The organism is Streptomyces sp. MB09-01 (genome assembly GCF_033794505.1).
Taxonomy (GTDB): domain Bacteria; phylum Actinomycetota; class Actinomycetes; order Streptomycetales; family Streptomycetaceae; genus Streptomyces.
On the sequence record NZ_JARAYQ010000370.1, the window covers coordinates 1 to 6,203 of the forward strand.

Sequence of the window (6,203 nt, forward strand, 5' to 3'; positions counted from 1 at the left end):
GCCCACCGCAACGTCCTGCTGTGCGGCGCGGGGGCGGTGCGGGGCGGCGGGGTCAGCGGGGTCCCCGGGCACAACGCGGCGATGGCGGTGCTCGGGCACTAGCCCGTCCTGGCCCGGCGCCGCTGCGGGGCCCGGCGGGACGGATGGCTGAAATCGGCCGGTCGTGTGTGCGCCCACGCCTACAGTCCTACTCATGAGTAACTTAAAGGCTGGCAGCAGCGATACGAGTGAGAGCCCGGGCGCCGACGCACGACGGCGCGGCGCGCCCACCTTCGTCCTCGTCCACGGCGCCGGGAGCAACTCCTACGGATGGTCGCCCGTCCTGCAGGAGCTCGGCACGCGAGGGCACCGGGCGGTCGCAGTGGACCTGCCCGGGCACGGGACGGGCGCGTACTTCCCGCTCTCCTACCAGACACCCCAGGACCCGGAGCGGCTGCGCACCGAACCCTCGCCGATCTCCGGGGTGACACTGGCGGCCTTCGCGGCGCACGTCGTCGGCGTCGTGCGCGCCGTCCACCGCAACGGCCCCGTGATCCTGGTCGGCCAGAGCCTCGGCGGGGTGACGGTGAACGCGGTCGCCAACCAGGTGCCCGAGCTGATCTCCCACCTGGTGTACGCCTCCGCCTTCTGCCCGACCCGGCACGCCTCGGTGACCCAGCTGATGACGACCCCGGAGGCGGCCACCAGCGCCCTGTTCCGGCTCCCCGCCGTCCAGACCCCGCCGGAACTCGGCGTCAACCGGGTCAACTGGCGCTCGGGCGACCCCGCCTTCTTCGCGGCGGCCAAGGAGGCGCTGGGCAGTGGCCTGCCGGACGCCGAGGTGCGCGCGCTGCTCAACACCCTGGAGCCGGACGAGTCCGCGGCGATCGGGGCCGCGGACGCCCGGGGGCTGCCGGAGAAGTGGGGGCGGGTGCCGCGGACGTTCCTGCGCTTCACCGAGGACCGCTCCATCCCGCCGGCGCTGCAGGACCTGATGATCCGCGAGGCGGACGAGACGACACCGCGCAACCCCTTCCGCGTACGGACCCTGGTCGCGCCGCACATCGGCCCGCGGGACGTGGCCGTGTGGGGGGACGAGCTGGAGCAGGTGGCGCGGGCGTGCCGCTGAGGTGACGGAGCCCCGGGCGGGGAAGGGGCCTGCCCGGGGGAGGCGTTGTCGGGCGGACTCTGGTCGACGGGGCGGGTCCAGATGAGGATGCCGGCGAGGTGGGTGCGGCCTGGTAGGCGATGGCGAGTTTGTCGGTTCGTGTGGCCAGGCCGCGTCACTGTTTGAGGCGGTTGATGCAGCGTTCGACGGTGTTCCGTTGCTTGTGGGCCTCGCGGTCGAAGCCGGGTGGGCGCCCGCCTTGACGGCCTCGCCGTTGGCGGTGGCCGATCTGATCGGACGGCTGCGGGATGACCGCGCGGATTCCCCGGTGTCGTAGACGGGCCCGGATGGCGCGACGCTGTTCTGGCCGACCGCGGTGACGGTGCAGCCCATCTGACCAGCCGTTTGTGGGCGGTCTGGAACGGACCGAGCTCGCCCGGCAGATCACGCCAGGGCGAGTTGGTGCGGTACTTCCAGGCGATGGCCTCAAGGGTGCGACGCAAGGCCGGATTCTGTGGCTCCACCAGGGCCGTGGCGACGGCATGTTCGCCACCCGCGTGAAGATCGGCGGCGGCTGGCAGGGCTACCGCCACATCGCAGGCATCGGCGACGGCAACCGCGACCGCCGCCCCGACCTCTACGCCACCACACCCGAAGGAATCCCCTACTACTACCAGGGGACCGGCACTGCGCCGCCCCCTTCCGCCCACGGAACGACATCACCGTCACCTTCGGCACCAACGGTGCCCCACCCCACATCGCCTGACGCAGCAGAACCGCAACAGCGGCGCCCGGCACGCCCCGAAGAGCGTGCCGCGCCGCGCCGTCTTGTGGCGGCACAGGGGGCTGGCATCGCGCCGGTGTAGCCAACACCGCCAGATCTTCGGTCTCCGAATGCCGGATCTTCTGCCAGTCGCGGAAGCCGCCCGCCTAATTCATGACATCTCCCGCCCTGGCGCGAAGGGCGGCGGCTGATGCCGCGAGGTCGTAGCCGCCGCGCTCGTGGATCATTTGCCTGGCGTGATGCTCGGCCATGGCCTGCTCGACGCTGAAATAGTCTTCGACGATCTGGAAGTTGGCTGAGCGTATCCAGTCCATCTCGAGCATGCGCTTCAGTACGGCGGCGGCGGTCAGGTGAGGCTGTTGGTTCTTGGAGACGGGGAGTTCTTCGGGACCGAGACACTCCAGCGGCGTTTCCCGGACACGCAGCACACCGTAGTCGGCGTTTAGCAGCGCGTCGGTCTTGTCCCGGTCAGCGCGGCTGCGTGCGGCGGCATGCCAGTAGGATCCGTCGAATTCGATGGCTATGCCTCCGCCGTCGTCGACGAACAGCATGTCGACTGATCGGTAGCGCGCGGGGATCTTCGGGTCGGTCAAGCGGACGTCGTGCTCGGTGGTGAAGCCACAACGTGACAGCACGAAGGCGAGCTCGGCGTACAGGCGGATTTCGAGCACTGAGGTGGCCGACATCTGGCAGCGGGAGCATCCCGAACTCAGGCGAGTGCGATTGACGACCACGGCTTCCCAGGTGTGACCGCGGGAACAGCGCCAGGTCACGGTCATGTTGCTGCCCGGAAGCACCTGGTGAGGCTGCAGGGGCCAGTTAGCCGCCCTGTCCCATTCCACCGCGAGATCCGGGTGCTTGGCGGCGAGGTTATTGCTCCGTGTTACGCGTCGGCCAGCGCACTCGCCGCAGTGCCTGGACCTCACGCGGTTGCTGACCTGCTGCTTCCACGTGTGGCCGTTCTCGCACAGCCAGTGCACTGTTCTCCCAGACGCAGGCAAGACATCGGTAGGGCGCAGTGCACCGTTAAGTCGAGGGTGCCAGGTGGCGGCCATGTTCGGATCCGCAACGGCGAGATTGCGCTCTGGCGTTGCTCGTTGCCCCGCACAGAACCCGCAGCCGCGGCCCTGGGCCACCCGGGAGGCGACCGTGGCAAGCCATTCGTGCCCGGCATCACACTTCCACCAGCGCTTCGGCCTCGGAGTACCGGGCCGGACATCGGCGGGTGTGAAAGGCGCGTTGCGGGTGGGGTGCCATTCCCGTGCAAGATCGGGAGCAAGGTCGGCGAATGACTGCCCCGCAGGAGGCCGACGCCTGGTTTGACCCCGCCGACCCAACGAGCACGGTGGGCACCCCGTCCCGGCCCGACTGCCGCTTCCGGTGCGCTCCGCTATGGCGGCCGTCCACACGTGACCACACGTGCCGCACCTCCAGTGGGTCTTGCGATGGGAGCCCGGGCCGACATCTTCCGGGCGCAACGAGCCGTTGAGCCCTGGATGCCACTCCGCCACCAGGTCGGGGCGCCGCACGGCGAGGTTGTTCGTGGCATCAATCCGCGAGCCACTGCAAAAGGGGCAAGAGGGGCGGTTTGTTCGCTGAGATACCTTCTCCGTCCACTGGTGTCGATCGTCATGGAGGCAGCGCCAGAAGACCGGGGTTGCGGAGAACGGGGTCACATCTGAGGGGGTGAGGCCTGGCCGGTCAGGAGCGGCGACCCATTCGGCTGCCAACTTTGGATAAACAGTGGCCAGGTCGTTGCCACACCCGGCCCGGCGTCCCGAACAGTACGGGCACCCACTACCGCGCCAGCGCTCGCTCGGCGGCATGTCATAGCGATGTCGGTCATCCGCAGGGCAACGCCACCAGCGAGTCGGCGTATTGGATTGTGCGGCGACCTCGGTCGCCGAGACCTCATTGCGCTCACTGTCCCACTCCGCAGCCAGGTCCGGCCTCAGCTCGGCAATCGACCGCCCCTTGGCAGGCCGACGGGAGGTAAGCATCTGCCGGGCAATGCCGCATCTCTGGCAGGTACGCCCCGCCATAAAGTGCCGGATCTGCACCTGGTACGGCACTCCACAGCCCCGGCAGCGAAGGTGCGCATACTTCGCACTGCCGATAGTCAGACGAGTTGGGTCCAGCCCCTCGTTGAGCTCAGCCAGCCATGCATTCATCAGCTCTGGTTCCTCCGCGGCCTTCGGAGAACCGGGTCTGCGCAAGTGCACTCCATGAAACGATCAGTCCGCGGTGGCAACTCTCAGGCGGCGCGCGTTGCCGACCGGCAGTTACGAACGAGCTGCCCGCCACCGGCAAGGACTGTAGACCAGAGGCATGGCATAAGGCGTCGGATAGCGCGTGTCTCCTTGATGGGTTGGTCAGTTGATCGGATGTGTCTGTCCGATTAGTGATCACCGATGCGATGGGGGACCGGATCGAGCGGCTGATGCCAGCCGATCCGGTCCGCGGACGGCGGTGGGTCGACCACCGTCGCACCCTTGAGGCCATCGCCTGGAAGTACCGCACCAACTCGCCCTGGCGTGATCTGCCGGGCGAGCTCGGTCCGTTCCAGACCGCCCACAAACGGCTGGTCAGATGGGCTGCCGACGGCACCTGGGAACGGATCCTGGCCTCAGAAGCTGTGGTCCTATCGATCTTGAGTGCGGTCAGATCGAAAGTGGCTGATGGGGCGGGTGATTCCGGGGGCTCCGCGTATGAAGGCAGGGCCTCTGGTGCAGTTCGGAGTTGCTGAGACACCGACTACGCCCGGAGGACCTGTTGTCCTTGTTGTACGCGCTGACGCCGGTGGACTTCAACTCGGAGGTCGTGTCGTGCGATTGCCTCGCACACCGGTTCGGGAAAGCCGCCGATCAGCCCGACCGGACTCGGGCCTACGGCACGGACCTGACCGACGAGGAGTGGCAGACGATCCGCCCGCTGCTGCCGGCGTGGATGGAGGGGCGGGGTGGACGGCCGGAGGGTTACTGTCACCGCGTGATGCTGGACGCGATCTTCTACGTGGTCGACGGCGGCATCAAATGGCGGGCGATGCCGGTGGACTTCCCGCCGTGGGACCGGGTCTACGCCTTCTACCGGCGCTGGCGCGAGAGCGGATTGGTCGCCGAGTTCCACGACCGGCTGCGCGGGAAGGTCCGCGAGGCCGCAGGCCGTGATCCGGAGCCCACTGCTGCGGTCATCGATTCGCAGTCCGTCAAGGCCGACGCGGTCGTCGGCGCCGGCAGCCGGGGCTATGACGGCGGCAAGAAGATCAATGGCAGGCGCCGGCACCTGAGCGACACCACCGGCCTGCTGTTGATGATCAACATGACCGCGGGGGACGTCACCGATCGCCAGGCCGCCACAGTGATGCTCCCCGGCCTGCGTGAGCGGTTCCCCACCATCACGAAATTGTGGGCAGACGGAGGCTACACCGGTGTCCTGATCACCTGGGCCCTGACCGTGCTCCACCTGGTCGTCACCGTCATCAAACGCAGTGACGACGCCAAAGGCTTCGTGGTGCTGCCCCGCAGGTGGGTGGTGGAACGATCTTTCGCCTGGCTGCTTCGCTCCCGCCGGCTGGCCCGCGACTACGAGCGGCGTCCGGACTCCAGCGAGGCGATGATCCTTTGGTCGATGACCCGGCTCATGACCCGCCGTCTCGCGGCCCCGGGGCGAGGGTGAACCGGCCCGAGGGCTCCCTGACCAGCCAGCCCCGGTCCACCAGCCGCCTCGCCCTGGCCCGAACCCCTTCCATCTTCGTCTTCGCCGCCCCCTCCACCCCGAGCCCGGTCGCCAGCTCCTTGCACGTCAACGGCCCGGCCGCGTCGCCCAGGACCGTCACGGCCCGCTGATACTCCGGTGACAGCACCGAGACCGGAAGTCCCTGCCGCCACGACGGCACCACCGACCCCGGAACCGGAACCGAATCCAGCACCCGGTCCGCCTCCTCCGGCAGGACCTCCACCCGCTGAGCAGCAGCCCGTTCACGCTCTTCCGACAGCCCTATCACCGACGGCATCCCGAACCTCCACGACCGCACCGACAAAAGTACGGAAAGACAACAGCTGTCAAACGCCGGCCACGGGGCAGAACCCAATCCTTGAGCCGCACAGGCCCACCCAGCCAAATCCAGGCCCGCCGGCGATTGAGGCGCGGGGCACGGGGCAGAGCCCCGGTAGGGGGCGCGGGCAGGACAGGCGGGAGCGGCTCGGTGGCGGGACAATGGCGGCATGCGTACGCTCCGCGCACTCGGAGCGGCCGTGGCCACCCCTGTTCCGGCCAGCACCAGTGCAGCCCCGGCCGCTCCGAGTGCGCGGAGCGGCCGGGGCTGCACTGGTG

5 protein-coding genes and 2 pseudogenes are annotated in these 6,203 nt (G+C 68.8%); 4 read left to right on the forward strand and 3 right to left on the reverse strand.

Translation table 11 applies throughout. The features are described from left to right. The first annotated feature begins 193 nt into the window (after positions 1–193). Positions 194–1,108 (forward strand): alpha/beta fold hydrolase, encoded by a 915-nt coding sequence (locus PV721_RS40005; protein WP_319733278.1) that lies wholly within the window; start codon positions 194–196, stop codon positions 1,106–1,108. Between the two features lie 32 nt (positions 1,109–1,140). Here the strand turns inward: PV721_RS40005 and PV721_RS40010 are convergent. Then, positions 1,141–1,614 (reverse strand): annotated as a pseudogene (locus PV721_RS40010) (transposase); the annotation flags it as partial. Between the two features lie 15 nt (positions 1,615–1,629). Between PV721_RS40010 and PV721_RS40015 the strand changes: the two are divergent. Beyond that, positions 1,630–1,953, forward strand: a complete 324-nt coding sequence (locus tag PV721_RS40015; protein ID WP_319733280.1) for a hypothetical protein — start codon at positions 1,630–1,632, stop codon at positions 1,951–1,953. Positions 1,954–2,017: 64 nt separating this feature from the next. Here the strand turns inward: PV721_RS40015 and PV721_RS40020 are convergent, their stop codons facing one another. Next, on the reverse strand, positions 2,018–4,042 hold the full coding sequence (locus PV721_RS40020; protein ID WP_319733282.1) for a zinc-ribbon domain-containing protein: 2,025 nt from the start codon (positions 4,040–4,042) through the stop codon (positions 2,018–2,020). Positions 4,043–4,257: 215 nt separating this feature from the next. Between PV721_RS40020 and PV721_RS40025 the strand changes: the two are divergent. Beyond that, positions 4,258–4,500 (forward strand): annotated as a pseudogene (locus PV721_RS40025) (transposase); the annotation flags it as partial. Positions 4,501–4,643: 143 nt separating this feature from the next. Then, positions 4,644–5,546, forward strand: a complete 903-nt coding sequence (locus tag PV721_RS40030) for an IS5 family transposase (RefSeq protein WP_319733284.1) — start codon at positions 4,644–4,646, stop codon at positions 5,544–5,546. Here the strand turns inward: PV721_RS40030 and PV721_RS40035 are convergent. Beyond that, a complete protein-coding gene (locus tag PV721_RS40035) occupies positions 5,509–5,883 on the reverse strand; it encodes a hypothetical protein (protein ID WP_319733286.1) in 375 nt (124 codons plus the stop codon). The two genes, PV721_RS40030 and PV721_RS40035, sit on opposite strands and share 38 nt — an antisense overlap. Positions 5,884–6,203 lie beyond the last annotated feature (320 nt).